Genomic DNA, 26,674 nt, shown 5'->3' on the forward strand with positions numbered 1-26,674 from the left:
CACACCGTCAACCCGCATTTTGCGTCTTGCCCCGGGCCGGTCCCGTGCTTATCTTCGCCTCGTTCTCAGGGCGGGGTGAAACTCCCCACCGGCGGTAAGCGGCACTGGCCGCAAGCCCGCGAGCGCCTTTTCGCGAGACTGCGGAGAGGGTCAGCAGATCAGGTGAAACTCCTGGGCCGACGGTGAAAGTCCGGATGGAAGAGAACGCGCGGTGTCCGTGTACCGGTTCTTCGGCGGCGGCCCATCGCCCGTGATCGCCTTGGGTGACGTGTCCGTTGCGAAAGGAGATCACGATGACACACACCCGCTATGCATTCATCAAGGCCAACTGGCACGCCGACATTGTCGACCGCGCGCTCGAAGGCTTTTGCGAGCTTATCCCGGCCGATCAGGTTGACGTGTTTGACGTGCCGGGCGCCTTCGAGATGCCGCTCGTCGCGCGCGATCTTGCAGCCTCTGGCCGTTATGCAGCCGTCGCTGCCGCCGCTTTCGTCGTGGATGGTGGGATCTACCGCCATGACTTCGTCGCGCAGGCCGTTGTCGACGGGCTGATGCGCGCGGGCCTCGATACGGGCGTTCCGGTTCTTTCCGTCTCGCTGACGCCGCATCATTTCCAGCCGACCGAGCACCACACGGCAATCTATCGCGGGCATTTCGTCGAGAAGGGGCGCGAAGCAGCAAAAGCCGCCCTGATGATCGGCAGGACGCGTGCTGCACTGGCTGCGTGACAGAGGCTGTGGTGAGGGGCGGTGAAGCGTCGCGAAGTGCCGACGCCGGCCTGCCCCCCAATCCTCAGCGCCGGTTGTGTGCCGCAGCCAGCGCTTCGGCGAAAGCCGCCTCGAACACATCGATTTCATCGTCCGGGCCGACGCTGACGCGTATGCAGCGGTCGAGCCCCGGCGTTGCCGGTTTGCGAACGAAGACATCGCGCTCGAGCAGCCCCTGCATCACGGCCTCGGCAGTGGCCCTGCTGCCGCAGTCGATGGCCACGAAATTGGTCGCCGAGGGGATGGAGGTCAGCCCGTTCGCGGCGGCGATTGCCGCGAGGCGATCCCGGCAGGCGCTGACCCGCTCGAGTGTTGTATGAAGATACGCCTTGTCCTGCAGCGCGGCGAGGCTTGCTGCCTGCGTGACGCCCGGCATGCCGAAATGATTGCGGATCTTGTCGAAGGCGCGGATGATCTCGGGCTCGCCGATCACATAGCCGCAGCGCATGCCGGCCAGCGCATAGGCCTTGGAGAAGGTGCGCATGCGCAGGACATTGGGCCGGTCCGGCTCGAAGCGGGGCAGGGCGCTTGCCGGCGCGGTCTCGCCATAGGCTTCGTCGAGGATGAGCATGCTTGTTTCAGGCAGCGATTCGATAAAGCGCTGCACCTCGTCCGCCTCCCACCAGGTGCCCATCGGATTGTCTGGGTTGGAGAGATAGACGAGGGGCGCGTTTTCGGCGATGGCCGCCTCGCGCAGACCTTCGAGATTCTCGTAATCGCCCGCATAGGGCACCGTCACCAGCCGGCCGCCGAAGCCGGCGACATGATAGTTGAAGGTGGGATAGCCACCGAGCGAGGTCACGACGGGCGTGCCAGGCTCGATGTAAAGGCGCGCGACCAGGCCCAGAAGCCCGTCAATGCCCTCTCCGACGACGATGTTCTCCGGCTTTACACCATGCTCGCTGGCCAGCGCCGCGCGCAGGTCGGAACTCTCCGGGTCGCCATACTTCCAGACATGATGCGCCGCGCGCCCAATGGCCTCGATCACGCGGGGCGAGGGGCCAAAGCCGTTCTCATTGGCACCGAGACGGGCGCGAAATGGGCGCCCCGCGGCGCGCTCCTGCGTTTCCGGCCCCACGAAGGGCACGGTGGAAGGGAGGGATTGTGCAAGTGGGGTAAGCGGTGGGCGTCGTGTCATGGGCCGTGTCTGGTCTGTGCTTTCTCTGATTGAACGCGGCGACCCTACATCAAGCCCGGCAAGTGTGAAATCGCTTTGCGGTCTTCGACCGCGACACGCAATACAAAAAAACGGGGCCCGGCATTTGCCGGGCCCCGCTTCAAGCTATACGGCTCTTCTGATTAGAAGTCGCGCTGGAAGCGCAGGAAGCCGTGGAACTGATCGGCATCGCCAGCCGGCGTGTCGAACTGGGTGTAGTTGACTGCGAGCTTCGCGTTGAAGTTCTCGACGATCTCGTAGTCGATGGTCGTGCCAACATTCCAAGCGTCGGTGTCGGTGAAGACAACGTTATGACCGACTTCGCTGTAGTACGCGGCGCCGATAGAAGCGGTCAGCTTCGGCGTGGCCTTGAAGCCGATAACGCCAGCGAGCGACCATTCTGCACCTGGCATGACTGCCACGCCACCGTAGGTCACGGTAGCAATGCCGTCGAACGGGTTGGCCGAGTAGAAGCTCACGCCGCTTTCGTACTGGGCAAGACCCTGGATGAAGAAGCGGTCGGTGAGGTTCGCCTTGACGATACCCTTGATCGCGAATTCTTCAGCCGTTGCATCGTAAGCGGCATAGAGGTCTGCGGAGCCCCAGCCCTGAGCGATGCCGACCTTACCGACAACATTCGGCGTCCAGTCGTAGTTGTCATCAGCTTCTTCGAGCATGACGGCGAAGGTGACGCCATTGCCTGCTGCGAAGTTGTAGCCGATGAAGTGAACGCGCGAGTACGGGAAGAAGCCGCGGTCCTGCTCGCCGTGGAGACCCGTATCCCAGATCGAGTCGGACATACCCATGGAGAGGCCGCCGAGCGAGATCACTGCCTGCTGCAGGTTCACACCCGAGCTGGTCACGCCGTGCGAGTAAGCGTCGCCGTCGTTCAGGCCGACCGTGGGAAGAGCGCCGGTGTTGCCGCTCGTGCCACGGAACTTGATCCATGCGCCAAGCGTGCCGTACTCGGTCTCGGAGCGGGCGTCGATGTTCAGCTCGCCGCGAGCGTACTTGTCCCAGCCTTCGGAGTCGCCGAAATCACCGTCGGAGTAACCGATCTGGTAACGGACCATGCCGCTGATCTTCAGGCAGGTCTCGGTGCCGGGGATGTAGAAGAAGCCTGCGCCGTAGACGTCGCAAACGCGCACATATTCCATCGGCTCCGGCTCGGGGACGACGATCGGGTCGGCCGCCTTGGCGCCGGTTGCAGCAGCTGCGAGAGCTGCGGAGCCAATCAGAAGGCTCTTGAGTTTCATGTTCTGACCTCCAGTCAAAGTTCTAAATGCGGGTCTGGGTATTTTGCTGAAGGACAGCGTTCCCTGCCCCATCCCCAAGAAAAGAAAAGTTCGCGCTTTCGCGCCCCCTTTCCGAGCCTGACATTACTCATGGGGGCGCCGGGTTCAACCGCGATTACGCGGCAAGCCCCCCTGACGGTCGTCTATCCGGAATGGCTGTTGCACAAATGACACGATCTGAGCCGCCGGGTAAGTCTTTCTTAACACTTGGAAGCCGGATAGCGGCATAACAAACGCGTTCTGGATGTTGGTTTTACGGTAGTCTGGGGACGAATCGAGTCAAATTGAAACGGAATCACCAGTTTTGGGCCTGGCGATTCCCTGCCGCGATTTCCGGTGATTCACGCAGCCGCCCATCGTGGGCCGGACGGGATGCAGAATTTCCTTATAATAAAGCACGGAATCGCGAATGCCGTATTGATTGTGCGGCCGGTTTTCTTTATCCAGCCTTTCGCCGGAGAGGTGGCCGAGTGGTCGAAGGCGCTCCCCTGCTAAGGGAGTAGACCTCAAAAGGGTCTCGTGGGTTCGAATCCCATCCTCTCCGCCACTTCAGTCCGCCTCTGGGCACGCCAATCGCCGCCGATTGCCGCACTTGGCCGCCCGCGAGCGTCCTCAGCAGTTCCGTTTTAGATCCCATGATGCGAATTGCGTCGTCTGCGACCTCGACACGCTGCGCCAGGGCGCGCAGGTGATCCCGCCGATAGCCGCCCTCACGGTCCCGGATACGGTCGCGGGCGATCTGCGAAAATTGCCGGATCATCGCCGGGCTGACAGCGCTGTGGCCGGGGCTGTCGAGCAGCGCTTGCGCCCGGTCGGCGTCCGCCCGCGCCTGATCGCGGATGACCTTTAGGCCGGCGATGCGTTCGGTCAGCGCCGGATCGTCCAGATCGGCAACCCCGGCCTCGATGGCGTCATAGAGACGCTTGAGGCGTAGTTCCGATTCGGAGGCCCGGCGCTGCAATTCGGCGATGTGCTGGCGGCGGCGCTCGGCCTGATCTTCTCGGCGACCGAGGACGCTGCCAAGCAGCTTCTCCAGCCGGTCGGGATCAAGCAGGCGTTCCTCGATATGACCGGCAACCATGGTGTCGAGCTTGTCCATGGGGATTGCGCGCCCCTTGCAGCCGGTTTCGCCCTGACGCGCCCGGATCGAACAGGCATAGTAGCGATAGCGACCGCTCTTGCCGGTGCGGATGGTCATCGCGCCCCCGCAATTGCCGCAATAGCAGATGCCGGTCAGAAGCGTGGGACCAATCACAACGCGCGCGGGCAGTTCGGTCTTCGGGTTGCGGGCCTGCAAGAGCTTCTGCACCGCGTCGAAGGTCTCGCGGTCGATGATCGGCGGCACCGGCACGATGACGATTTCATCGGCGTCCTTGTCCGTCTTGTTTTTCCGGTTCTTTCCCCATTGATGCTCGCCCATATAGGTGCGCCGGGTCAGGATGCGGTGAACCTGGCCGACGCCCCAACGGCCGCCGTCACGGGTGAAGATGCCCTTGCCGTTCAGATGCTTGACGATGGCCTTGACGCCCATCTGGCCGGAATCGCCGTCGCCTTCCAGTGCGAGGCGATAGATCAGGCGGATGGTGTCGGCGTGCAGCGGGTCGATTTCCAGCTTCTTCTTGACCTTCGCGCCGCGCTGCTCGGCTGCGACGACGCGATAGCCGACCGGCGGCAGCGAGCCGTTCCAGAAGCCTTGCCGCGCGTTTTCCTTCAAGGCGCGAAGGACGTGCTTGGCGTTCTCCTTGGACTGGTATTCGTCGAACAGCGCCATGATCTGCCGCATCATGACGTGCATGGGGTCGTCCCCCATTTCCTGCGTGATGGAGACGAGGCGAATACCGTTCTTCGCCAGCTTCCTGACATAGAACTCAAGCTCGAAGTGATCGCGAAAGAAGCGCGAGAAGCTGTGGACCACCACAACGTCAAACGGTGCGGGCTTGGACGTGCCCGCCTCGATCATGCGCTGGAACTCGGGGCGGCGGTCGTTGGTGGCCGACGCGCCGGCCTCCACGAAGGTCTCGACAAGCTGATAGCCCCTCGCTTCGCACCATGCTTGGCCCTGCTTGCGCTGGTCGGGGATCGACACGTCATGCTCGGCCTGCCGGGAGGTCGAGACGCGCAAGTATAGGGCAGCCCGCAGGGCGACATTGGGATTTTGGATGTTCATTTGCGGGTTCCTTTCCTGCGAGGCTCGATCAGGGGCAAGACCAGTTCCACGCGGTCATGAACGAGCTTGGGGATCAGTCTCAGACCCCGGCCTTTTTCCATGCGAACGAGGCCGAAACTCTCCATCTTCTTGAGTGTGCGTGAGATGTTAGGTGTGGCGCGGCCGGTGAGTTGGGCCAGTTCTTCCAGCGAGTCGGGTTTCTGCTCATGGATGACGCGCAACAACTCACGATTGCCTGCAGACAAAAGCCGGGCGAACGATTCCGTGGTTGCGAACCAGACGGCTGGATCGCCGGGCTTGGGTGTTTCCTCGCCGGTGGCGATCCGAAGGGTGCGGGCCTTCATTTCCTCGGGGCCGGCGATCCCGACTTTCAACGTCGTCATGGCAATTCCTGTCGTTCACGTCATGGCCTATCCTTATCATCACGAGATAATATTTTCAAGTCGTCGGGCAGATCGACCGAGCCGAACAACTCATCGAACACGTCGGCGAACCAGCGCTCGAACACCTGAATCTCGGCCTCGGTGATCGGCACGTCCTCGGGCCAGTCGTCGATGACCGGCAGCCGCTCGACATCGAAGATATGGGGCGGGCGTCCGCGCCGCGGACTGACGCGCGGCGTCGGATCGCTGCTATAGTCGTAGAGATCGTCGGGGAGCGTATTGGGGACCGGCTGGCGTGGGCGCCCCCCGCTGCTGTGACGGCGTTTCGTGGACATGGAATCCTCCGTGGTTCGCGGGATTTTCCGGGGGCTGGAAGCCCCGGATCAGGCGAAGCATGGAGGGGGATCGGCGGCCTGTAGCGTGCCGCATTTGCGTTGATGCGCTGGCGGCACCCCTCGCTTGCGGAGATGCCGCCAGTGAGTTAGCTGGCCGAGCGCCGCGCCTTTGCGAAGCCGCGGTCCGTGGCGATGAACCGCTCCAGCATGGGCACGATCAGCCTGACGGGATCGGCAACGGCTTGCCCCGTCTCGCGCCCCAGCACCTCGGCATAGGCGACCAGATCGCGGTGGAGCGGCGCGGGCAGCTCCAGGGTCACTTTCACCGGCTTGTCGTCGGGCAGCGGGCCGAGTTTCAGCTTGGTCATGGTCAACCTCCTGCCGGCTCGAATACAAGGTCGCGGGTCACGATGATCCTGACCGGGAAGCCGGGCCGGATGGTCAGCGTGGGCGCGACCTGCAACTGGCGCTGGACGATCTGCTGTCCCGCCTGATTGACGGTATCCTGCGCCCCGTCGCGGATGGCGCGGATCAGCCGGTCCTCGTCGCTGGTCGCCAGCTCCGTGCCGACCGCGAGCAGCGTGGAGAGGCCAGCCGCCTTCATCAGATCCCACCAGTGATAATCGACGCCATCCTCAAGGCCGGCATAGCCCGATGCGTCCGCGCCCGGCAGGCGCTCAAGGACGATGGAGCGGCCGCCCGGAAGGATGAGGCGATTCCACACCAGCAACACGCGGCGCTGGCCGAAGGTCACACCATCGTCGTATTGACCGATGATGCGCGTGCCCTGCGGAATCAGGAGCAGGCTGCCGGTCGGGCTGTCATAGACGTTCTCCGTTACCTGCGCGGTGATCTGGCCCGGAAGGTCGGAGCGGATGCCGGTGATGAGCGCGGCCGGGATCACGGCCCCGGCCTGAAGGATGTAAGGCGATGCGGGCGGCGTGACACGATCCGGCGCGACGGTCTGCCGGTCCACCGGGCCGCTCAGAAAAGCGGCATGACGATTCTGCCCTGCGGTTCCTTCTGGTTGCCCGCCGAGACCGGCTAGGCCGGGCATGGCCGTTCCCGGCGTCGCTCCGGGGCGTGGCCCGGTCTGGAAGAACACATTGCTCAGGCGCGCGGCTTCCTCCTCGGCGCGGCGTCGTTCTTCCTCGGGATCGACGGCGGGTGTGGTGATCGCAGGCGCGGCGACCGAATGGCCCCGCCTCTCGGCGTCGAGGATTGAACGGCCAAGATCGCCGGGCAATGCGGGACCGAGCACCGGGCCGGTGTAATCGGAGGGCAGACCCGTGAGCCCATCCGCAGTGGGCCGGTTTTCGGTCGAATAGAGTTCTTCGCCGCCCGGTCCGGCCTCGCGGGTCTGGAGCGCGTAGATCAGCGCGCCCCCAATGCCGAGAAGCGCGACAGCGCCAATGCCTGCCAGCATCTTGCGGGACAGGCGGGTGACGCGAGGCGGTTCTGCGCGCAGCCGCATGGGCGCTGTGGTGTCGGTGATCGGGTTGTCTGTCATGTCGGCGAATCTCCGGTGGCTGCGGGCTGAGCGGCGGCCTGTCGTTGCTCGATACGGACGATCCTGACGACCTGCTGGCGGTTGCCACTGCCGAGGCGCAGTTCGGCCGCCCCGAACAGACGGTCCACGATCAGGACGTTCCGGTAGATGCGGGAATTGACGATCTGCGGCTCGCCGTCCGATCCGAGCACGAAGATCGGCGGCATTTCGCCCTGCACGATCCCGCGCGGGAAGACGACATAGACGCGCCGGCCATCGTCGAAGACGGAAACCGGCCGCCATGGCGGGCTGTCGCCCTGCACCTGCAATCCATAGCGATAGTTCCGCGCCGCCTCGGCCGGGATGACCGGCGCGGACGGGACGGCCCGGCGCTGGCCTGCCGGTGGCGCTGGATAGGCCCAGGCGACGGCAGGCATGTAGAGGGCTTCCCGCGCGCGCAACTCGATCATGTAGGTGCGCCGGTCGGTGGTCACGACAAGGTTGGTCGAGATGTCGTCGCGGGTCGGTTTCACGAGGATATGGACGCGCCGGTTGGCGCCGCTGCCGCTCTCGGTATCGCCGATGATCCAGCGGGCGGTGTCGCCGGCGGCGATCGGTCCTGCGCCGGTCAGGCTTTCGCCCGGCTCCAATGCGATATTGGTGATCTGACCAGGGGCGGCATAGACCTGATAGAGCGCGCCTTCCGACCACGGGTATATCTGGATGGCGTTGTAATAGCCTTCGCGGCGCGGCTCGACGCGGGCGGCGGCGGTGGCGTTCTCGACGCGGCCGGTCGGTGTGCCCGCCCTCTCGCCGCCGCGCGCGACGGTCCAGGCGGGCGGAACATGCAGCGGCCGGGGCGTGTCCTCTGCCGAAGCGGCAGGCGGCGACGGCAGCGGTGGCACGGCGTCGTCATAGGAGAATTGCGGCGTCCGGTTGGTGGCGCAGCCGGTCAGCACGGTCGCGGAAAGCAGCAACGCCGCCAATACGGGTTTACGGAAAACCGGAAACCCGGCTTTACGGAACGTCGTGCGGGTCATTGGCTCATCTCCCGCGACCATGAGATTGCGTTGACGTAGATGCCGAGCGGATTGGCGCGCAGCCTCTCGGTGGTGCGCGGCGGCTGGATCACGATGGTCAGGATCGCGGTCCATCGCTCGGTGCCGGAAAGCTGGCCGTTTTCGTAATGGCGTTCGGTCCAGGCGATGCGGAAGGAACCCGGCGATGCCCGGATGACGCTGGAAACATCGACGGCGATCTGTTGGCGGCCGACGCGCGTGAACGGATCGTTGGCGCGGGCATAGTCGTTCAGGGCCGCAGCGCCCCGGTCGGTGGTGAACTCGTAGGCGCGAAGCCAGTTCTGGCGGACGATGATCGCGTCGGCCGGGATTGCGCGGACCTGCTCGATGAAGCGGCCGAGATGGAAAGCGATCTGCGGATCAGTCGGGCGATAGTCGGCGTTCGCCGGTGCGACGGTCTGGGCTTCGCCGAGCGCATCGACCTGCACCACCCACGGCACCACGGTCCCGCGCGCCGATTGCCATACGAGGGCAGCAGCGAAACCCGTTGAAAGGATCAGCGAACCGAAGGCCATATAGCGCCAGTTGCGGGCCTGCACGCGGGCCGAGCCGATACGCTCGTCCCAGACCTGCGCGGCCTTCTGATACGGGGTCTCGGGTTCCGGCGTCTTGCCGTAATGGGCTGCGGGTCGTTTGAAGATGCTCATGAGCGGTCACTTTCGGAAAGGTTGACGGAAGAGCCGGGGCCGTGGCTGTCGCCGGAGCGGACGGCGTGCGCGGCCATGGTCGTGCCGTGGTTCATGGCCTGCGAGCGCCGCATCCGCTGCGCCCAGGCAGGCGGTGCGCCTGTGGCCGAGGCGGACGCGGCAGGGGCGGATGCTTCCGCCGCCCCACCGACCGTTCCCATGGTGGACGTGCCACCACTCGCGCCGAAGCCGGCTTTCGCGCCTTCGGAGAAACTGGTCTTGACGCTTTCGGACGCGCGGGAGGCAGCGCGTTTCAAGGGTGAGACGGCTGCCGATCCTGCCGCGCGAGCGACGCCGCCAACGCCGGAGGCGACGCCGGTCGCGCCGGTCTGGCCGAGCGAGCCGAGGCTGTAGGCTGCGGAAGCGGCTCCTGCGGCCGTCGCGCCGCCGCGAACGGCCGCGGCCCCGCCGGACAAAGCGGCAGCGCCGCCTTTTGCGCCGAGCATCGCCGCGCCACCCGCCGCCGCACCGCCCGCCAGCACCATGCCGCCGGCGGCGAGGCCGGTGCCCACGGCCGCGCCCGCGCCGAGCTGGGGGCCGCCCGAGACAAGGCCGGTGGCGATGCCGGGGCCGAAGATGCCCAGGCCGAGCAGCGACAGGGCCGCCAGCACAATCGCCATGGCGTCGTCGATGGTCGGGGTCGCGCCGCCGAAACCGGCCGTGAATTGCGAGAACAGCGTCGAGCCGATGCCGATGATGACGGCCAACACCAGAACCTTGATGCCGGAAGAGATTACGTTGCCAAGCACACGCTCGGCCATGAAGGCGGTCTTGCCGAACAGGCCGAAGGGGATCAGCACGAAGCCGGCCAGCGTGGTCAGCTTGAACTCGATCAGCGTGACGAAGAGCTGCACGGCGAGGATGAAGAAGGCGAGGATAACCAGCGCCCAGGCGAACAGCAGGGAGGCGATCTGGATGAAGTTCTCGAAGAACGACCAGTAGCCCATCAGGTCGGAAATTGAATCGAGCAATGGTCGGCCGGCATCGAGGCCGGTCTGTGCCACCCGGCCTGGCCGCATGAGGTCGGCAGCGGAAAAGCCCGTGCCCGACGCCATGAGACCGAGACCGGCGAATGAGTCGAAGACGATGCGGGCGAGGTTGTTCCAGTTGCCGATGATGTAGGCGAAGACACCGACGAACAGGGTCTTCTTGACCAGCCTTGCGATAATGTCGTCATCCGCGCCCCAGGCCCAAAAGAGCGCGGCAAGCGTCACGTCGATGACGATCAGGGTGGTGGCGATAAACGCCACTTCCCCACCGAGCAGGCCGAAGCCGGAATCTATGTAGCTGGCGAAGACCCCAAGAAACGAGTCGATGACGCCGGTTCCGCCCATGGATCACTGTTCCTCGTTCTGTCGCGGAGCGGTCTGCGCGGGCGTCCGGCCAAGAAAGCGGTCGCGGCTCTCGGCCCATGCGGAAAGGCAGGCCGTATCGCTCGTCGCTGCTTCCCCAATCTGCTGGCACCGGCGAAGCGTCGCGCGGAGCGGATCGGCCGGCGGTTGCAGCGCCGGTGCGGTGCTGGCCGGCGCGGGATCGTCCTTGCGGGTCATCTCGATCACCGTGGCCGTGATGGCGATGGCGACGAATACGACAGCCCCGAGCCGGGCCAGCATCTTGCCGTCCATGGGCGGCTCCTCCGGTGAGTCAGTTGTTGCCGTTGAACATCTGCGCATTGCCCGGCTGGTAGCCGCTGCCGGGGGTCAGGAAGCGCTCGCGCTGAACGCGGCCCTGTTCGGCGGCCGTTGCACGCTCGGCCTCGATCAGCGCTTCCGACCGGCCATTGGCGGCGAGCATGGCGATCAGGTCGGAAAGCTGCTGCGACTGGAGGGCGAGGATCTGATTGCCGGCCTGCGTGGCCTGTAATGCGCCAGTCGCGCCTTGGCTCCGGCCGACGAGCGCGGCCATCTCGGTGCGGTTGCTGTCGATATTGCCGACGACACCGGCTTGCACCTTCATGGCGTCTTGCAAGCCGCCGACCGTATTTTGCCAACGGTCGCGCGCATCGGCGACAAGCTGGGCGTCGGTCGCCGACAGCGAGACGTTGCCGTATTGCTGCTGAAACGCCTGGTCGATGTTCTGCACATCGAACGCGATGTTCTGCGCCTGCGCGAGAAGCTGCTGCGTGCGGCTGACGTTCTGTTGAATCTGCTGGAGCGCGCTGTATGGCAGGCTCACCAGATTCCTCGCCTGGTTGATTAGCATCTGCGCTTGGTTCTGGAGGCTGGTGATCTGGTTGTTGATCTGCTCCAGCGTTCGCGCTGCCGTGAGCACGTTCTGCGCATAGTTGCTCGGGTCATAGACAATGCGGCCGAAGCCGAATTGCGCATGGGCCGGGCTTGCCAGCATGGGCGAAAGCGCGACCGGAACGGCGAGCGCCAGCGCAAGGGCCGAGGCCCCAACGATCTTGGGATGGGTCATGGAAGAATCTCCTGCGTGGGGTGGGTATCCGGCACGGCCGGCGTGGCGGATTCTGGCCGGTCGGCAAGATTGGTGAGGTTCGGGATCAGGTCGGCCGCCCACTCGACGCCGCGATGGCGTAGCCAGCCGGCGAGGAAGCCGTCGCGGCCGTGTTCGGCGACGATCTGCGCGATGAGCGTCTGGTCGGATTTGGCGGATGCGGCGCAGAGCGCGAGGCCGACTTCGGACAGGCCAAGCTCGAACAGGCGATTGCCGCGCCGCGACTGACAGTAATAGTCCCGCTTGGGCGTGGCCCTTGCGAGGATTTCGATCTGGCGGTCATTGAGGCCGAAGCGGCGATAAATGGCCGTGATCTGCGGCTCGATGGCCCGCTCGTTCGGCAGCAAAAGCCGCGTCCGGCAGCTCTCGATGATGGCGGGCGCGATGTTGCTGCCGTCAATGTCGGACAGGCTTTGCGTGGCGAAGATGACGCTGGCGTTCTTCTTGCGCAGCGTTTTCAGCCATTCGCGGAGCTGGCCGGCGAAACCCTCGTCGTCCAGCGCAAGCCAACCCTCGTCGATGATGAGCAGCGTCGGCCGCCCATCGAGCCGGTCGCCGATGCGATGGAACAGATAGGCGAGCACGGCCGGGGCCGCGCCGGTCCCTACAAGGCCCTCGATCTCGAACGCCTGCACCTCCGCCGATCCCAAATGCTCTGTCTCGGCGTCGAGCAGCCGGCCATAGGCGCCGCCGACGCAGAACGGACGGAGCGCCTGTTTCAGATCGTTGGATTGCAACAGCACCGCAAGGCCGGTGATGGTCCGTTCCTCGACCGGCGCGGAGGCGAGCGAAGTCAGCGCCGTCCAAAGATGCTCTTTGACCTCGGGCGTGATGGCGATGCCTTCGCGCATGAGGATGGCGGCAATCCAGTCCGCCGCCCATGCGCGTTCATAGATGTCGTGGATGCGGGCAAGCGGCTGGAGCGAGACGCACGCCTCGGCCCCTTCTGTCAGCCCGCCGCCAAGGTCGTGCCAGTCACCGCCCATGGCGAGCGACGCAGCGCGGATCGAACCGCCGAAGTCGAAGGCGAAAACCTGCGATCCCGCATAGCGCCGGAACTGCAAGGCCATGAGGGCGAGCAGCACGCTCTTGCCCGCGCCCGTGGGGCCGACGACAAGGGTGTGGCCTACGTCGCCGACATGAAGACTTAGCCGGAACGGGGTTGAGCCTTCGGTCTTTCCAAAGAGCAAAGGGGGCGCACCGAAATGCTCGTCCCGTTCCGGCCCCGCCCACACCGCCGAAAGCGGGATCATGTGGGCGAGATTCAAAGTGCTGATGGGCGGCTGGCGGACACTCGCGTAGGCGTGTCCGGGCAGGCTGCCGAGCCATGCGTCAACCGCGTTGACGCTCTCGGGCATGGCGGTGAAGTCGCGGCCCTGAACGATCTTCTCGACCAGGCGCAGCTTCTCTTGCGCCACGCGCGGGTCGGCATCCCATACGGTGACGGTCGCCGTGACGTAGGCCATGCCCGCCACGTCCGCCCCAAGCTCCTGCAACGCCATATCGGCGTCGAGCGCCTTGTTCGCGGCGTCGGTGTCCACAAGGGCGGACGCCTCGTTGGTCATCACCTCTTTCAGAATCGCGGCGACGCTCTTGCGCTTGGCGAACCATTGGCGACGGATGCGGGTCAGCAGCCGGGTCGCATCGGTCTTGTCGAGCAGGATCGCGCGCGTGCTCCACCTGTAGGGGAACGGCAGCCGGTTCATGTCGTCGAGCAGGCCCGGCGTCGTCGCGGTCGGGAATCCCACGATGGTCAGCACGCGCAGATGCGCGTCGCCAAGGCGCGGCTCCAGCCCGCCGGTCAACGGCTGGTCGGCGAGCAGCGCGTCGAGGTGCATGGGCACCTCGGGCACGCGCACGCGATGGCGGTTGGTCGAGATCGTGGAATGGAGATAGGTCAGCGTGCCGGTGTCATCGAGCCAGCGGCACTCGGGCATGAAGCCGTCGAGCAAAGCCAGCACGCGGTCGGTGCGGTCGATGAAGCCGCGTAGCAGCTCCCACGGGTCCACGCCCGCTTTCTCCCGGCCCTCGTAGAGCCAGCTTTCCGCCCGCGCGGCTTCCTCGGACGGCGGCAGCCAGAGGAAGGTCAGGAAATAGCCCGACACAAAATGCGTGCCGGCCTCCTCGAACCCGGCCTTGCGCTCGGCATCGACCAGCGCCGATGCGGGATCGGGAAAGGTGCTGTCGGGATAGGTAGCGGCTTCGCTGCGCTGCGCCTCGACGAAGATGCTCCAGCCGGAGCCGAGACGGCGCACGGCGTTGTTGATGCGACCGGCAACGGCGACCAGCTCGGCCGCGACGGCGGAATCCAGATCGGGACCGCGAAACTTCGCGGTGCGCTGGAACGAGCCGTCCTTGTTCAAGACGACGCCGGAGCCGACAAGCGCGGCCCACGGCAGATAGTCGGCGAGCCGGGTGGCGGTGCGGCGGTATTCGGCAAGGTTCATCATGGCCGCGCCCTCACACCACCAGAAAAGCCGGGATACGCAGATGCCGCCGCCCGACCTCGACGAATTGGGGATCGCGCTTGGCCGCCCATACCGCCGCGAAATGACCGATGGCCCATATCGCAAGGCCGACCAGCCAGAGGCGCAGGCCAAGGCCCACGGCCCCGGCCAGCGTCCCGTTCATGATGGCGATGGAGCGCGGTGCGCCGCCGAGCAGGATATGCTCGGTTAGCGCCCGGTGGACGGGGACGGTGAAGCCCGGCACCGCGTCGAGTTGCTCGAGGCCGCCCGCCATCAGACGAGCGCCCCGCCGCCAAAGCTGAAAAAGCTCAAGAAGAACGAGCTGGCCGCGAAGGCGATGGACAGGCCGAACACGATCTGGATCAGGCGGCGAAAGCCGCCCGAGGTGTCGCCGAAGGCCAGCGTCAGGCCGGTCACGATGATGATGATGACGGCGATGATCTTCGCGACCGGCCCCTCGATGGATTCGAGGATGGATTGCAGCGGCGCTTCCCAGGGCATCGACGACCCCGAGGCGTGGGCGGCCGGGGCCATGAAGAGGCTGACATAGGTGACGGCCGCGGCCGTGGCGACGTGGCGACGGATGCGCATGGCATGACGGATCATTCGGGGTCTCCAGTTCTGGTGGGGGTTGCCAAGGGGCTGAGATGCGTGATGCGGTAGTCGCCGTCCGGCCCGAGCCCTTCGACGCGGGCGAGTTCGGCCAGCCGGCGCGCGGAACCGCGCCCGGAAAGGACGGCAACAAGGTCGATGGTCTCGGCGATCAGCGCGCGCGGGACGGTGACGACGGCCTCCTGAATGAGCTGTTCAAGACGGCGGAGCGCACCGATGCCGGTGCCTGCATGGATGGTGCCGATGCCGCCGGGGTGTCCCGTTCCCCAGGCTTTGAGAAGGTCGAGGGCTTCCGATCCGCGCACCTCGCCGATGGGGATGCGGTCGGGGCGCAGGCGCAGCGAGGAACGGACCAGATCGGAAAGCGTCGCCACGCCGTCTTTCGTCCGCATAGCGACAAGGTTGGGCGCGGCGCATTGCAGCTCGCGGGTGTCCTCGATGATGACGACACGATCCGCGCCCTTGGCGACTTCGGCCAGAAGCGCGTTGGTCAGTGTGGTCTTGCCGGTGCTGGTGCCACCCGCCACGAGGATGTTGGCGCGGGAAGAAACGGCCGCGCGTAACGTCGCGGCTTGGTCGGCAGACATGATGCCGGCCGCCACATAGTCATCGAGGCTGAACACCGCGACAGCCGGCTTGCGGATGGCGAAGGCTGGCGAGGAAACCACCGGGGGAAGCAAGCCTTCAAAGCGTTCGCCGCTCTCGGGAAGTTCGGCCGAGACGCGGGGACTGCGGGCATGAACCTCGACGCCGACATGGTGTGCGACCAGGCGCACGATGCGCTCGCCATCGGCCGGCGACATCGTTTCGCCCGTATCCGCCAGCCCTTCGGAAAGACGGTCGATCCAGATGCGGCCATCCGGGTTCAGCATGACCTCGACCACGGCCGGGTCTTCCAGAAACCGGGCAATGGCCGGGCCGAGCGCGGTGCGCAACATCCGCGCGCCGCGCTGGATTGCCTCCGGTCTGTGATGTGTGGCAGTCATGTCGGCCCCGCTTTCGACGGGGCGCGCGACAGTCGATCCCCGCATCGGGGTCGATTAAGAGAACTTGATTTTTGGCCGACTCAACAACTATTTACGCGCGTGCGGCCATCGGCGGTGATCGGCGGCAAATAGGACGGTTTGAAAATTCAGGGTCGGCCGCCATCGGCGTCGGACGGCCGCTGCGCGGGACTGTCCTCAAGCGAATCGACATCGCGCGACAGTTCCTTGAGGAACCTGTCTCCGGTGGCGAGCCGCTTGCCGAGGGTTTGAATGAAGCCCTCGAACCGTTCCACGCCTTTCGCGCGGGCGGATGATTGCGCGGTGTCGGAGATCGGCGGCGTGATCGTCAGCCAGAACTGGACGAACAGCGAAAGCGTCTCACCGAGCACGGCGAGATCTTCGTCGAGCCCGTCCATCTGTCGCCCGAGCCTGTCTAGACGGCGCGTCATGGCCGCCTCCAGCCGATCGGCCGCGTCTCCGGACAGGAAGGAGGCGACGGACGCCTCCACGATGGCGGATTTGGAGACATTGCGGCGCAGCGCCAGCATCTCGACCTGTTGCAGCAACTCGGGATCGAAATAGACGTTCATGCGGGTTCGTGTGGTCATGGGCATTTTCCTCAAAGCTCGATCCCGTCATCGGGGTTCATCGACGCCTGCCGGGCGACCGCGCGCATACGCTGGCGTAGGGCGCGGGCCTTGGCCGCGTCCAGGTCCGGTTCGTCGTCAAGGATGTCGAACTCCCGCGCCGGAGACGGCGGCGGCGGAACGATTTCCTCATGCTCGGGCAATTCCGGCTCGCGGCGGATGCCGGCATTGGCCGGATCACCTTCTGTCCCGCCGGCCGTGGACTGTGTATCGGCCGTCGCTGCGACAACGCGGCTCGACCAATCATCGGATGACGGATTCGTAGCGGGATCGGAAGCCGGATCGGGCGGAGCCAGGAGGCGTTCCGTGAACCGCGAATCCTCGAAGTAGCGCGCCTTGGTGGCGCGGATCGGCGGCGTGCCCGCGACCATCACGATTTCGTCCGTGGGCGGAAGCTGCATGATCTCGCCGGGCGTGAGCAGCGGCCGGGCCGTCTCCTGCCGCGACACCATCAGATGCCCGAGCCAGGGTGCGAGGCGATGGCCGGCATAGTTGGTGGAATCGCGCAGTTCGGTCGCAGTGCCGAGCGCGTCCGACACGCGCTTGGCCGTGCGTTCGTCGTTGGTCGCGAAGCTGACGCGGACATGGCAGTTGTCGAGGATCGAATTATTCTGCCCGTAGGCGCGCTCGATCTGGTTGAGGCTCTGCGCGATCAGGAAGGACTTGAGGCCATAACCCGCCATGAAGGCGAGCGCCGATTCAAAGAAGTCGAGCCGGCCGAGCGCGGGAAACTCGTCCAGCATTAAAAGCAGGCGATGGCGCTTGCCGGAGGTGTTCAAATCTTCCGTCAACCGCCTGCCGATCTGGTTGAGGATCAGGCGAATGAGCGGTTTGCTGCGGTTGATGTCGGATGGCGGCACAACAAGGTAGAGACTGACCGGCTCCTTGCTGCCGACCAGATCGGCAATGCGCCAGTCGCAGCGCGCCGTCACCCGCGCCACCACGGGATCGCGATAGAGGCCGAGAAACGACATGGCGGTAGAGAGCACGCCCGACCGTTCGTTCTCGGATTTGTTCAGCAGCTCGCGGGCCGACGAGGCTATGACGGGATGAACGCCGGCTTCGCCAAGATGCGATGTGTCCATCATCGCGCGCAAGGTCGCCTCGACCGGACGGCGGGGATCGGACAGGAAGTTGGCGACGCCCGCCAGTGTCTTGTCGTTCTCCGCATAGAGAACATGCAGGATCGCGCCGACAAGCAGGCTATGGGAAGTCTTTTCCCAATGGTTGCGCTTGTCGAGACTGCCTTCGGGATCGACCAGAATATCCGCGATGTTCTGCACGTCGCGGACTTCCCATTCGCCTTGCCGCACCTCCAGCAGCGGGTTGTAGGCGGACGATCCGGCGTTGGTCGGATCGAACAGCAGCACACGGCCATGCTTCGCGCGGAAGCCCGCTGTCAGCGTCCAGTTCTCGCCTTTTATATCATGGACGATGCAGCTTCCCGGCCATGTCAGCAGCGTCGGCACCACCAAGCCGACGCCCTTGCCGCTGCGGGTCGGGGCGAAGCAAAGGACGTGCTCCGGCCCGTCATGCCGGAGATAGTCGCGTTCGTAGCGGCCGAGCACGACGCCGTCGGGGCCGAGCAATTCGGCGCTGCGGATTTCGCGATCCTCAGCCCAGCGTGCGGAGCCGTAGGTCGCGACGTTCTTCGACTCGCGCGCCCGGATGATCGACATGAAGATGGCGGCGGCGATGGCAATGAAACCGCCCGACGCTGCGATGATGGCGCCTTCGACGAAGATCATCGGCGCATAGGCGTCGAAGGAAAACCACCACCAGAAGAAGGCCGGCGGGTAGTAGACCGGCCAGCCGGCCAGCGCGAACCATGGATTGCCAAGCTGGGGCTGGAAGCCGAGACGAAAGGCGACCCATTGCGTCGCGGCCCAGGTCATCACCAGAACGATGGTGAAGACGACAGCAATCTGACCCCAAAGAATTCGGCCTCCGCGCATACGGGCTCCAGTCGGCAAGAGAGACGGAGCCGATCAGAGAATAGGCAAATCGACGATACGCAACAGGAAAACGGATGCGGGAGGGCTGCTGGATACTATCGGCGGCAAATAGGACGGGTCACATCATTGCCGGCGCCCGCGACGCTCGTGCTGGATGCCACCCTGAGCCGAATCGCAGATGCGCCCCAGCTTACCCGCGAGGACCAGTATGTTGCGGACGGCCGGGCTTTGGCTGAACGGCGACCAGATGGCCGAGAACGGAACCGGCTCCGGCTCGTCCGCGAACGGCAGGAACGCGATGCCGGTCGTCGGCAGCAACGCGGTGGCCGCCCCGACGATGGTGATGCCGAAACCCTGCCCGACCATGGACAATAGCGTGCCCCGCCCCACAACGAAGCGCTGGATCGAGGGTGGCGGCAAGCGTCCGGCGAGGCGCAGAACGATATGGTCGTGGACCTGCGGGCCGGTGCTGCTGTGGCGCACGAGGAAGGTCTCGCCCGCCAGATCAGGCCATGTGACGGTTGACTGACCGGCCAGCGGATGCCGATCCGGCAAAACGGCAACGAGTGGTTCGCTCCATATCTGTCTGGAATGGCAATCGGGTAGATCATGCGTGCCTGCCGCGAAAACGATGTCTAGCCGGTCAGCGCGAAGCTGCATGAGCGCATTGCGGGCTGTGCCTTCCATAATCTCGATTTCAATGCAGGGATGGCTTTCCCTGTATCGCTCGATCAACTCCGCGAGAAAGCTGCCGGGAATGATACCATGCACGCCAATGCGAAGGCGGCCGCACTCTCCCGATGAAGCCATGCCGGCCGTCTTCACGGCATGGTCCAGTTGCTCGACGCCGGCCGCCACCTGCTCAACGAAGAGACGTCCGGCCTCTGTCAGCCGGACGCCTCGCGCATGGCGCTCGAACAGGCGTACACCAAGGTCTTCCTCCAGCGTCTTCACACGCGCGCTAACGCTCGACAGGCTGATGCCGAGCGCGTTCGCCGCGTGACGGAAGTTCAGATACTCGGCGACAGCCAGTGTCTGGATCAACGCCGCAAGGGGAATGCGGGAACCCAATAATGCGGGTGGCTTCCGGGCTTCCAGACGTTGACGCGATCGCCGCCGCATCGATCAAGCGCCTCCCATGAATTGAACTGCCGCGCCCGCGCGGCTGTGAGGCCCCTGGCATTGCCATATGTGCGGATAGCATTCCGCCGGGAAGCAGTGGAGTTTGCTGCCCATGTCCGGTCTCCTTCCAGGCTATTACAGATCTATGACGCGCGTATCTGCGATGGTTTCGGCGAACCCGTTGCCGAAGAGACCAGCCGGCGTCTGGAAGCCGGGACGGACCTCGCAACCGAGCACCCGGCGCGCAGCCTCGGCCGCGGCGAGCGGCGTGAAGATGTAGCCGTTGACCGTATCGAGGATGGCGCGGGCGACGGAACCGTCCGCTCCGGTTACTTCAACTGCCGCCTGATAGCGGTTGGCCTCCCGCTGCGCTTCGGTCGGGCCGTCGGGCAGCGTCGTGAGATCGCCTTCCGGAAAGGCGTCGCCGGAGATATGCACGAAGGTCTCGATATCCGGGATGCGCGTCGCCCGCCAGATAGTGATCAGATCGGGCAGCGTGACGGGGAAGCAGTCGACCGGACCTTTCCCGAAGTTGAAGCTCCGGATGTCTTCCGAGCTTCGACCCTGAAGGGTCCCGTTTGCACGGGCAAGCGTTTCCGTAGTCAGGTTCTCACTGGCGCTGACCGCCGAACCCCGCGACATGGAGCCGGAGACATGCAGCGCGATGCTGATACCGCGCGGCTCCGCGACACGCTCGGCCACATGGCCGGCCAGGCATCCCAGCATCGCCACGCTGCCGCCGCTGCCGGGCAGCAGCATCACGCCCGCCGCCTTCGCTTCCGCATCCAGCTCTTCGGCAAGGCGATAGCTGTCCAGCTCCGCCGCGATGTCGAGATAATGGGTGCCGGTTCGAATGGCCGCCTGCATCAGGGGGTCGGCAGTGCGGATGTAGGGACCGGCGCAGTTGAGAAGGACGGAAACACCCGCAAACGCCGCATCCACCGTTGCGGCGTCATCGAGGGCGAACACACGATGGTCGATGCCAAGTTCCGAGGCGAGTTTTGCGAGCTTCGTAGCTTCGCGTCCGGCGAGGATGACATTCAGACCCGCCGCCTTCGCATGCGCGGCGACCATTCGGCCGGTATAGCCCGCCGCCCCATAGATCATCAGGGTTTTCATCGTCAGTGCTGCCAGTTCTTGTAAACGAATTCGAGGCTGTAGCCGTCCGGGTCGAGGACGTTGGCGGCATAGTAGCGGGGATCGTAGTGGAGCCGCGCACCCGGTGCGCCACCTGCCGCTACATTGTCCGTGGCGCCCGAAGCGATGGCCGCGTCATAGGCGGCGCGGACTTCTTCCTCGGAATCCGCGATGAAGCCGACATGGACCGCATCAGGGTGTGGCACGCCTTGCCGCAGCCAGAAGAAGAACCGCCCGTTGGTGCCGAAGCCCTTCAGGTCCGGGTGGCCGGGAGGACCGTCCTTGCCGTCGTAGTCGTGCCGCCCGGTGATACCGAGCTTCGGCAGCACCGCCTCATAGAAGGCGATCGACCGGGCGAGGTCGCTCACGGTCAGGAAGATATGGTCGAGCATGGGCGTTTCTCCTGCCTCGTCGGATTCAGATGATGTAGCCGCCCGAGACTTCGATGTTCTGGGCGTTGATCCAGCGGTTCTCGTCGGAAAGCAGGCTGCCGATGACGCTGCCGACCTCCTCAGGTTCGCCGACGCGGCCGAGCGCCGTTTGTTCGGCGAGCAACGCTTCAAATTCGTCGTTCAGTCCGCCGCCAAGCTCCGTGCGGATCGCACCGGGAGAGATGGAGTTCACGCGAATACGCCGCTCGCCGAATTCCTTGGCCATGTAGCGGGTCAGCACTTCGAGCCCGCCCTTGAAGGCGGCATAGGGTGCGACGCCCGCCGTCGCCACGCGCGTCGTGGCGCTGGTCATGTTCACCACATGGCCGCCATCAGCCATCAGCGGCAGCAGGGCCTGGGTCAGGAAGAACGGCCCCTTGAGATGCACGGCGAACAGCCCGTCGAACTGTTCCTCGGTGACGGTGGCGATCGGGGCATAGAGGCCGTAACCGGCATTGTTGACCAGACAGTCGAAGTCCGCACGGTTCCAACTCTGTTGCAAAGCCGATTGCACGGCATCGCGGAATGCCGGGAAAGAATGACTGTCGGCGACGTTGAGCTTCAGCGCGACCGCCTTGCCACCGTTGCTTGCGATGTCCTCGACCACCTTTTCTGCGGATTGCGGATTAGTGTTGTAGGTCAGGATCACGCCCATGCCGCGCGCCGCGCAGTGTTTGGCGGTCGCGGCGCCGATGCCTCGGCTGCCGCCAGTGATGATGACGATCTTCATGGCCGTCTCCTTTGTTGATTGCTTACAGGGGAGATAGGCCGAGCGAGCGGCCGGCGCTCTCACGATCCTCCTCGAATCTTGCCTGTTTCTGCCTTTCACATGCGCGCAACACCAAACGCGATCTCGCAGACCTGCTCGCCGCGCTTACTTGACCGGGGCCTGCAATTTCCAAGTATCAAGGAAGGAACATCGGCAAACACTCCCGACAGAAACTGTCAGAGCGATGCGGTAGTAGGTTTTCGTCGTTGAACGGAGACCAGAATATGAGAGACATCACGAACGAATTGCCACCAGTCATCGCTGACTATATCGCGGCTCATAATCAGCCTGATCCGATAGCCTTTCTGGACACGTTCGCGCCCGACGCACTATTGAACGACGGGCAGCGGGAGTTCATTGGACACGACGCTATTCGGACTTGGGCCGACAAGGAGGTCTTTGGCGATAACTTGAAAATCGAACCCCGGCGCGCGTGGGAGCACCCGGGCGGGATTGTCCTGCATGCGAAATATGAGGGTGACTTCGACAAGACGAATTTGCCCGACCCTCTGATCCTGACCAACTACTTCTGCATCACATCGGGCAAGATTACCCAACTGATTATTTTGCTAAACAAGACGATCTGGGAACCCCAGAAGATTTGAATGCCCAATTAAAGAGGTCGATCAGAATATGACCGAGATATCAATACTCCCCTCCGATGAATTTCGGGGGAAACGTCTGCTCGTAACCGGCGGGACGCGTGGCATCGGTGCCGCCATCGCGCACCGCTTCCGTGAGGCTGGCGCATCGGTGGCCATCACGGCCCGCTCGTTGCCGGAGAGGCCGGTCGAAGGGATGCTCGCCATCAAGGCAGATCTCGGCTCGCGGGCTGGCGTGGATGCCGTTGTGAGCAGTATTCAGGCGGCCTGGGGCGGAATTGATGTTCTCATCAACAACCTTGGCGCCAGCGACGCTCCCCCAGGTGGCTTTGAGGCGCTGACGGATGAGTTCTGGCAAAATATTCTCGACGTGAACCTGCTTGCTCCGGTTCGCCTGGACCGTGCCTTCATTCCTGGGATGATCTCCCGAAAAAACGGTGTGGTCATCCATATCGGCTCGATCTCACATCTCATGCCACCGTCCACGTCCATCCTCGCCTATTCCGCCGCGAAGGGAGCGCTTCGGACTTACAGCAAGGGCCTGGCCCGTGCCGTCGCCCCGAGCGGTGTCCGGGTGAACATGGTGTCGCCGGGCTTCATCGAGACCGCCGGCGCAAAGAAGCTGATAGCGGAAATTCAGCACGACACGGGGGGCACGGCCGAGGCAGCACGTCAGCAGATCATGGGCATGATTGGCGGCATACCAATCGGTCGAGGCGGACGGCCGGAAGAAATAGCGGAGTTGGTGGCGTTCCTGGCTTCCGACCGCGCCAGCTTTGCGGTCGGCGTCGACTATGTCCTCGACGGCGGCACAATTCCGACCGTGTAAAATCCGCATGCGCGTATTTCATACTCGGCGATCCTTCCCGTCAGCCGTGACGGATGGGTCCCCAGACATTCGTTCCTGCATCCGGTCCTGAAAAGTGCGCACGAGGTCGTCCCGTCGTATCGGGTAACGTTCAAGCAACTCGGCGATGAGTATCCGATCGGTGCGGAAGAACCGAAAGTCATCGCGTAACTCGCACCAAGCCGAGAGCACACGGGCGGTATCCATGAAACCGATCTGTATCGGCCAGACGACGCGGCGGGAATGCTGCCCGGCCTGATCGACATATTCGATCAAGAGCCGCTTCTGCATCCGGATCGCAGATCGCAAGAGGGTGAGGGACACCTTGTTCTCGGGAAACGGTTTCCCGTCAGGACCCGGGATCGTCATCGGCGCTATCGCAACCGCTTGCATGTCCTCCGACAGGACGGAGCCGATCTTGGCGCGGGCGTTCTCGGCGGCTTTGTTCAGAACGTCGTCGCCGCGTTGGTTGACATAACGCAATCCCAACAGGACGGCTTCCGTCTCGTCCTGGGTCAGCATGAGTGGTGGCAGGAAGAAGCCGGAGCGGAGCACATAACCTACCCCAGCCTCTCCTTTAATGGACGCACCTTGCGCCGCAAGTTCCGACAGGTCGCGATAAATCGTGCGCTCCGAAACCTCCATTTCACGGGCGAGGGTTGCGGCCGTTACCGGTTGGTGGCGCCGCCGCAGGGCTTGCAGCAGGGCGAGAAGACGGGTGGATCGGCCCAAAGCATTCTCCTGCTCCCATGCCAAGTCTAATATCGCCTCATGCCAATATATGTCAGTCCATGATTAGAAAAAGCTCTACCGGATCGCGAAGTCTCATCCGATCACTTGGCATGATCTGTCGCACCGAGACCGTCGACACAAAGATCAGCCCACGGTTACAACGACCTTTCCGAACAGGCTTCCGACCTCAAGGTGGCGGTGAGCTTCCACGATCTCATCGAAGGGAAATACGCGGTCGATGACCGGCTTCAATGCGCCCCGCGCCACGGCATCCCGAAAATAGGCTTTGGCTGCGGCAAACCGATCCGGAACATCCGTCAGCTCGAACAGGTCAACGAACGTCAGCGTCCGCCGATCCAGGGCAACCAACTGGACATCGACCCGTGCGGCCTTGATATCCGGCGATGTCTGCGCGCCATAGCTCAGGATGTGGCCGCCCTCAGCCACGGACAGGACCACTTTCTCAAGGAGCCGTCCTCCGACCGTATCGCAAGCCAGAGAGGCTCCCCGCCCATCCGTGATGACACGGACGCGGTCGGTAAGATCTTCCTCATCGGTCGCGATGACGTGGTTCGCTCCCAGCGTGAGAAGTTGCTCGGTCCGGTTACTCCGGCGAGACGTTGCAATGACGGTTGCGCCGAAATCGCGGGCGATCTGAACGAGGGCGGTTCCAACAGCGGACGTCGCTGCCGTCAGCAATACGATATCGCCTGCCTTTACCGGGTGTTTCGTCAGCATGTTGTAGGCTTGCAGGCTCGCCATCCATAAAGCGGCCTCTTCTGTGTCGGACGTGCGGTCGATCGACCGGACCAGCGCCGAGGTCGGCACGTCGGCATGGGTCGCATAGGTGCCGGTCCCGACGATCGGCGAGACCCTCGGCAGGATCGTCACCCTCTCACCGATAGCGTAATCATGGACGTTGGCGCCGACATCAGTCACGACGCCGACTGCTTCCGAGCCCATCGCCGAAGGAAACTCAGGCGATACGACGTAATGATCCCTTCGGAACAAGGCGTCGAACCGATTGAGACCGATCGCGCTGATCTTCACCCGCACCTCGTCCGGCGCCAGCTGCGGCAATGCGAAAGGCAAGGTCTCTAGAACCTCTGGGCCACCCAGTTTTGAAAACAGGACATGTCGCATCTTAATTCCTTCCACGGTCATCGGATTTTGCAGGAGTCACCACGGCTGACGACCGTGGGCGGCGAAGAAACCACCGGTCGGCCCGGCATCGTCGATCAGGGCCAGCCGGATCGCGCTCTCGGCGCCTTTCTCGGGCGAAAGTGCGCCGGTATGACCGTTGAGAGCGGTCGCGACGTTGCCCGGCTCAACCGCGTTGACCTTGATGCCGAAATCCTCCAGTTCCTTTGCGAACGAGACGGTCACGGCGTTGAGCGCCGTCTTGGACGAGTTGTAGTCGAGCAGGTTGGCGCTGGAGTAGATCGATGTCGGGTCGGTCACGAGCCCGAGCGACGCCAATCCGCTGCTCATCATGACCACTCGCGCGCTACCAGCCTGTTTCAGCAGCGGCAGGAAAGCCTGTGTGACGCGAACCGGGCCGAAGACGTTGACCTCGTACACAGCCTTCATATCGTCGATGCTTGTCAGGCTGGGGGGCGCCGTCTGGCTGCCGATGATGCCAGCGTTATTGACGAGGACATGCAGCGCTTCGACGTCCTCGCCAAGCCGGGCGGCAGCGGCGGCGACGCTGGCGTCATCGGCTACGTTGATCTCGATCGGGCGGACATCGTGGCCCTTCGAGACGAGAGCCGCAGCGGCGATTTCTCCCCGTGCCGGATCGCGAGATCCGAGCCAGACCTGGAATCCCTCCCGCGCAAGCCCCGTGGCGATAGCGAAGCCAATCCCCTTGTTGGCGCCGGTTATCAGCGCGGTTCGCCTGGGCAGCGTCATTCCGCCACCTCCCCGGCGGCGGGAGAGGCAACGTGGAAGCGCAGATCTCCGGTCAGGTGCGGCACGACTTTGCGCGAAGCAAAGCGCCATTTCCCATCGTGACGCTCGAATGCGTCATGGTAGCGGCCGGTCACGATCGGCTGGAGCGGCAGTCCCTCCAACTCCTGATGCACCGTGAAATAGCAGACGCACGTAGCGCGCTCGCCGGACGGATCGATGTCGATCAAGGGATTCGAGACCGAATGCCAAGTCCGCGGCGTGCCGTCGCCATGCCGCTGGACGTTGCTTTCCAGAAACCGCGCCACTGCTTCGCGTCCCTCCGCGGCGACCGCCGGAATCTCGAATGTGCCGTGTGAAAACAGCTCTGCGTTCTCGGCGAATTTTCCATCGTCGAGATTGTGGACGTAGATCGAAAGCAGACGCTCGATCGCGCGCTCGGCGAGAAGTCGGTCAAGCTCGGTGAGCGTGTTGGACATGACGGGTTCCTTGCTATTCTTGTTGTTGGGCGCGCGCCCAGACCGCTGATCGCGAGGTCGCAGCCGTTCGGACGGAGGGGAAAGGCGGATGTCAGAGATTGACGATCCGCGTGTGGGCGATTCCGCTGGCGATGATGGGGATATGTGCTTCTCCGTTTGCGGGTT

The 26,674-nt window shown here is 64.2% G+C and carries 28 protein-coding genes, 1 tRNA gene, 1 pseudogene and 1 riboswitch; of the genes and pseudogenes, 4 read left to right on the top strand and 26 right to left on the bottom strand.

All coding sequences use genetic code 11. The features are described 5' to 3' along the window. Nucleotides 1-57 precede the first annotated feature (57 nt). Nucleotides 58-210, top strand: a riboswitch (FMN riboswitch). A gap of 83 nt (nt 211-293) precedes the next feature. Continuing rightward, complete coding sequence (locus KUG85_RS10815) at nt 294-728, top strand: 6,7-dimethyl-8-ribityllumazine synthase (protein ID WP_065818364.1); 435 nt, start codon at nt 294-296, stop codon at nt 726-728. Nucleotides 729-792: 64 nt separating this feature from the next. Here the strand turns inward: KUG85_RS10815 and KUG85_RS10820 are convergent, their stop codons facing one another. Beyond that, on the bottom strand, nt 793-1,905 hold the full coding sequence (locus KUG85_RS10820) for a pyridoxal phosphate-dependent aminotransferase (RefSeq protein WP_223005168.1): 1,113 nt from the start codon (nt 1,903-1,905) through the stop codon (nt 793-795). 161 nt (nt 1,906-2,066) lie between these two features. Further along, nucleotides 2,067-3,179 carry a porin gene (locus tag KUG85_RS10825; protein WP_223005169.1) on the bottom strand — a complete coding sequence of 371 codons (1,113 nt, stop codon included), beginning with the start codon at nt 3,177-3,179 and terminating at the stop codon, nt 2,067-2,069. Between the two features lie 495 nt (nt 3,180-3,674). Here KUG85_RS10825 and KUG85_RS10830 point away from each other — a divergent pair. Further along, nucleotides 3,675-3,765: transfer RNA gene (locus tag KUG85_RS10830), tRNA-Ser, on the top strand. Here KUG85_RS10830 and KUG85_RS21235 read toward each other — a convergent pair. The 20 genes and pseudogenes from KUG85_RS21235 to KUG85_RS10930 all read right to left on the bottom strand — a co-directional run. Continuing rightward, nucleotides 3,736-5,385 (bottom strand): annotated as a pseudogene (locus KUG85_RS21235) (recombinase family protein); the annotation flags it as partial. The gene KUG85_RS10830 and the pseudogene KUG85_RS21235 overlap by 30 nt on opposite strands. Further along, a complete protein-coding gene (locus KUG85_RS10840) occupies nt 5,382-5,768 on the bottom strand; it encodes an HVO_A0114 family putative DNA-binding protein (protein ID WP_223005170.1) in 387 nt (128 codons plus the stop codon). The pseudogene KUG85_RS21235 and the gene KUG85_RS10840, both read right to left, overlap by 4 nt. A 20-nt stretch (nt 5,769-5,788) precedes the next feature. Further along, a complete protein-coding gene (locus tag KUG85_RS10845) occupies nt 5,789-6,103 on the bottom strand; it encodes a hypothetical protein (protein ID WP_223005171.1) in 315 nt (104 codons plus the stop codon). 146 nt (nt 6,104-6,249) lie between these two features. Further along, on the bottom strand, nt 6,250-6,471 hold the full coding sequence (locus tag KUG85_RS10850; RefSeq protein WP_043869341.1) for a DUF2274 domain-containing protein: 222 nt from the start codon (nt 6,469-6,471) through the stop codon (nt 6,250-6,252). A gap of 2 nt (nt 6,472-6,473) precedes the next feature. After that, nucleotides 6,474-7,613 (bottom strand): TrbI/VirB10 family protein, encoded by a 1,140-nt coding sequence (locus KUG85_RS10855; protein WP_223005172.1) that lies wholly within the window; start codon nt 7,611-7,613, stop codon nt 6,474-6,476. Then, nucleotides 7,610-8,632 carry a P-type conjugative transfer protein TrbG gene (trbG, locus tag KUG85_RS10860; protein ID WP_223005173.1) on the bottom strand — a complete coding sequence of 341 codons (1,023 nt, stop codon included), beginning with the start codon at nt 8,630-8,632 and terminating at the stop codon, nt 7,610-7,612. The genes KUG85_RS10855 and trbG overlap by 4 nt, the downstream gene beginning before the upstream one ends. Further along, nucleotides 8,629-9,318 (bottom strand): conjugal transfer protein TrbF, encoded by a 690-nt coding sequence (trbF, locus tag KUG85_RS10865; RefSeq protein ID WP_223005174.1) that lies wholly within the window; start codon nt 9,316-9,318, stop codon nt 8,629-8,631. Before trbF ends, trbG begins: the two co-directional genes overlap by 4 nt. Beyond that, nucleotides 9,315-10,691: a P-type conjugative transfer protein TrbL gene (trbL, locus tag KUG85_RS10870; protein ID WP_223005175.1), complete on the bottom strand. Its 1,377-nt coding sequence runs from the start codon at nt 10,689-10,691 to the stop codon at nt 9,315-9,317. Before trbL ends, trbF begins: the two co-directional genes overlap by 4 nt. A 3-nt stretch (nt 10,692-10,694) precedes the next feature. Beyond that, nucleotides 10,695-10,982: a putative entry exclusion protein TrbK-alt gene (gene trbK-alt, locus KUG85_RS10875; RefSeq protein WP_223005176.1), complete on the bottom strand. Its 288-nt coding sequence runs from the start codon at nt 10,980-10,982 to the stop codon at nt 10,695-10,697. Nucleotides 10,983-11,001: 19 nt separating this feature from the next. Beyond that, nucleotides 11,002-11,775 (bottom strand): P-type conjugative transfer protein TrbJ, encoded by a 774-nt coding sequence (gene trbJ, locus KUG85_RS10880; protein WP_223005177.1) that lies wholly within the window; start codon nt 11,773-11,775, stop codon nt 11,002-11,004. Further along, a complete protein-coding gene (trbE, locus tag KUG85_RS10885; RefSeq protein ID WP_223005178.1) occupies nt 11,772-14,264 on the bottom strand; it encodes a conjugal transfer protein TrbE in 2,493 nt (830 codons plus the stop codon). The genes trbJ and trbE overlap by 4 nt, the downstream gene beginning before the upstream one ends. Before the next feature lie 10 nt (nt 14,265-14,274). Then, nucleotides 14,275-14,556, bottom strand: coding sequence for a VirB3 family type IV secretion system protein (locus KUG85_RS10890; RefSeq protein ID WP_223005179.1), 282 nt, complete (start codon nt 14,554-14,556; stop codon nt 14,275-14,277). Beyond that, nucleotides 14,556-14,888 carry a TrbC/VirB2 family protein gene (locus KUG85_RS10895; protein WP_043869663.1) on the bottom strand — a complete coding sequence of 111 codons (333 nt, stop codon included), beginning with the start codon at nt 14,886-14,888 and terminating at the stop codon, nt 14,556-14,558. Before KUG85_RS10895 ends, KUG85_RS10890 begins: the two co-directional genes overlap by 1 nt. After that, nucleotides 14,885-15,880, bottom strand: coding sequence for a P-type conjugative transfer ATPase TrbB (gene trbB / locus KUG85_RS10900; protein WP_043869662.1), 996 nt, complete (start codon nt 15,878-15,880; stop codon nt 14,885-14,887). The genes KUG85_RS10895 and trbB overlap by 4 nt, the downstream gene beginning before the upstream one ends. Before the next feature lie 146 nt (nt 15,881-16,026). Further along, nucleotides 16,027-16,488: a ribbon-helix-helix domain-containing protein gene (locus tag KUG85_RS10905; protein ID WP_223005180.1), complete on the bottom strand. Its 462-nt coding sequence runs from the start codon at nt 16,486-16,488 to the stop codon at nt 16,027-16,029. Nucleotides 16,489-16,499: 11 nt separating this feature from the next. Beyond that, nucleotides 16,500-18,482, bottom strand: a complete 1,983-nt coding sequence (locus tag KUG85_RS10910; RefSeq protein WP_223005181.1) for a conjugal transfer protein TraG — start codon at nt 18,480-18,482, stop codon at nt 16,500-16,502. A 123-nt stretch (nt 18,483-18,605) separates the two neighbouring features. Beyond that, a complete protein-coding gene (locus tag KUG85_RS10915) occupies nt 18,606-19,604 on the bottom strand; it encodes a LysR family transcriptional regulator (protein ID WP_223005182.1) in 999 nt (332 codons plus the stop codon). Between the two features lie 135 nt (nt 19,605-19,739). Continuing rightward, on the bottom strand, nt 19,740-20,723 hold the full coding sequence (locus tag KUG85_RS10920) for a saccharopine dehydrogenase family protein (protein WP_223005183.1): 984 nt from the start codon (nt 20,721-20,723) through the stop codon (nt 19,740-19,742). 2 nt (nt 20,724-20,725) lie between these two features. Continuing rightward, nucleotides 20,726-21,133: a VOC family protein gene (locus KUG85_RS10925; protein ID WP_223005184.1), complete on the bottom strand. Its 408-nt coding sequence runs from the start codon at nt 21,131-21,133 to the stop codon at nt 20,726-20,728. Between the two features lie 25 nt (nt 21,134-21,158). Beyond that, nucleotides 21,159-21,902, bottom strand: coding sequence for an SDR family NAD(P)-dependent oxidoreductase (locus KUG85_RS10930; RefSeq protein WP_223005185.1), 744 nt, complete (start codon nt 21,900-21,902; stop codon nt 21,159-21,161). 263 nt (nt 21,903-22,165) lie between these two features. Between KUG85_RS10930 and KUG85_RS10935 the strand changes: the two genes are divergently transcribed. Then, entirely contained in the window at nt 22,166-22,546 is a 381-nt protein-coding gene (locus KUG85_RS10935; RefSeq protein ID WP_223005186.1) for a nuclear transport factor 2 family protein, read from the top strand. A 28-nt stretch (nt 22,547-22,574) separates the two neighbouring features. After that, entirely contained in the window at nt 22,575-23,372 is a 798-nt protein-coding gene (locus KUG85_RS10940) for an SDR family oxidoreductase (RefSeq protein WP_223005187.1), read from the top strand. An 18-nt stretch (nt 23,373-23,390) separates the two neighbouring features. Here the strand turns inward: KUG85_RS10940 and KUG85_RS10945 are convergent, their stop codons facing one another. The 4 genes from KUG85_RS10945 to KUG85_RS10960 all read right to left on the bottom strand — a co-directional run bounded on the left by KUG85_RS10945 (nt 23,391) and on the right by KUG85_RS10960 (nt 26,509). After that, nucleotides 23,391-24,122, bottom strand: coding sequence for a helix-turn-helix transcriptional regulator (locus KUG85_RS10945; RefSeq protein ID WP_223005188.1), 732 nt, complete (start codon nt 24,120-24,122; stop codon nt 23,391-23,393). Nucleotides 24,123-24,266: 144 nt separating this feature from the next. Beyond that, a complete protein-coding gene (locus tag KUG85_RS10950; protein WP_223005189.1) occupies nt 24,267-25,286 on the bottom strand; it encodes a zinc-dependent alcohol dehydrogenase family protein in 1,020 nt (339 codons plus the stop codon). Nucleotides 25,287-25,301: 15 nt separating this feature from the next. Next, on the bottom strand, nt 25,302-26,033 hold the full coding sequence (locus tag KUG85_RS10955) for an SDR family NAD(P)-dependent oxidoreductase (RefSeq protein ID WP_223005190.1): 732 nt from the start codon (nt 26,031-26,033) through the stop codon (nt 25,302-25,304). Further along, nucleotides 26,030-26,509: a nuclear transport factor 2 family protein gene (locus KUG85_RS10960; protein ID WP_223005191.1), complete on the bottom strand. Its 480-nt coding sequence runs from the start codon at nt 26,507-26,509 to the stop codon at nt 26,030-26,032. The genes KUG85_RS10955 and KUG85_RS10960 overlap by 4 nt, the downstream gene beginning before the upstream one ends. Nucleotides 26,510-26,674: the final 165 nt, after the last annotated feature.

The sequence above is a fragment of the Nitratireductor rhodophyticola genome (assembly GCF_019891355.1).
Lineage (GTDB): Bacteria > Pseudomonadota > Alphaproteobacteria > Rhizobiales > Rhizobiaceae > Nitratireductor > Nitratireductor rhodophyticola.